Source organism: Curtobacterium sp. A7_M15, assembly GCF_030705415.1.
Taxonomy (GTDB): domain Bacteria; phylum Actinomycetota; class Actinomycetes; order Actinomycetales; family Microbacteriaceae; genus Curtobacterium.
In genome coordinates this window covers 1-1,305 of sequence record NZ_JAUZED010000224.1, presented here as the reverse complement: position 1 = coordinate 1,305, position 1,305 = coordinate 1, and the positions used below count along the sequence as shown (strand labels likewise).

The 1,305-nt window shown below is 72.6% G+C and carries 2 protein-coding genes; one reads left to right on the top strand and one right to left on the bottom strand.

Annotated features, from left to right (window positions below):
* Positions 1-75: 75 nt before the first annotated feature.
* Positions 76-777, bottom strand: a complete 702-nt coding sequence (locus Q7F20_RS18580; RefSeq protein ID WP_305741534.1) for an SDR family oxidoreductase — start codon at positions 775-777, stop codon at positions 76-78.
* An 86-nt stretch (positions 778-863) separates the two neighbouring features.
* Between Q7F20_RS18580 and Q7F20_RS18575 the strand changes: the two genes are divergently transcribed.
* Positions 864-1,280, top strand: coding sequence for a MerR family transcriptional regulator (locus Q7F20_RS18575; protein ID WP_305741533.1), 417 nt, complete (start codon positions 864-866; stop codon positions 1,278-1,280).
* Positions 1,281-1,305 lie beyond the last annotated feature (25 nt).

Below are 1,305 nucleotides of genomic sequence, written 5' to 3'. Positions count from 1 at the left end.
GGGAGGCACGGTGCGGACCGGCACCGTGCCTCCCGTCCGCCGCCTGGTCACGCTCCTCGCGTCACGCTCGTCGCATCACGCGAACTGCGCGTAGAACCGCTCCGGCGCGTCCGCGAGCGACGCCTTCACCCCTGCGCTCCAGTCGTCGACGACGACCTCTGCCGCGCCCCGCTCCACACCGTCGAGGGAGAGCCGGGCGACCTCTGCCGGGTCGACCTTCGGACCCTCGTACCCTGCCATCATGTCGGTGTCGGCGGCTCCGAGGTGCAGCCCCTGCACGGTCACGCCCCGGCCGGTCAGCTCGAGCCGGACGGCGTTCGTCATGTTCCACTCGGCGGCCTTCGCGGCCGCGTACCCACCCGAGCCCGGGTAGGCGAACCAGGACAGCGCCGACAGGACGTTCACGATCGCGCCCCCGCCGTTGCCCTCGATCACCGGGGCGAAGGCCCGGACCATGCCGAGGTTGCCCCAGAAGTGCGTGTCCAGCTCGCGACGCACGTCGGTCAGGTCGTCCGTGAGCAGCGAGCCCTGCGTGGTGATCCCGGCGTTGTTGACGAGCAGGGTCACATCGGAGGCCGCAGCAGCTGCCGCCGTGACCGAGGCCGGGTCGGTGATGTCGAGGGGGAGCACCTCCACCCCCTCGATGTCGACCAGTTCGGGGCGCCGGGCCGTGGCGTAGACCTTGGCGGCGCCGCGTTCGAGCAGCTGCTGCACGAACCGTCGTCCGATGCCCCGGTTCGAGCCCGTGACGAGTGCGACCGATCCAGCGATGTCCATGGTGTTCCTCCTGCCGAGCGGGCACCTCCCGCAGCGGCTCGGCTACGCTAAGACCTCACATGGATGTCAGGTGCAAGGAGGAGATCGTGCGCATCGGAGACCTCGCCGCGGCGACGGGTGTGAGCGTCCGGTCGCTCCGGTACTACGAGGAGCAGGGACTGCTGCCGGCGGACCGGACGCCGAGCGGTCAGCGCTCCTACGCGGTGCCCGCCGTCGAGCGGGTCCGGCTCATCCAGCAGCTGTTCGCCGCCGGGCTGCCGAGCCGCACGATCGTGCAGTTGCTGCCGTGCGTGGACGCGGGCGTGGCGACGGCGGAGTCGTTCGCGCTCCTCGTCGCCGAGCGGGACCGGATCACGGCGCAGCTCGCCGAGCTCGAGGCTGCACGGGACCGCCTCGACGAGGTCATCGCGATCAGCGAGCACCCGACGCCGGAGCACTGCCCGGCGCTGCGGGACGAGCCCGCGCCGGGCTCGACCCCGGCCGTGCCGGCGCTGGCGGCCTGAGCGGCGCGGCGGATCAGCCGCGGCG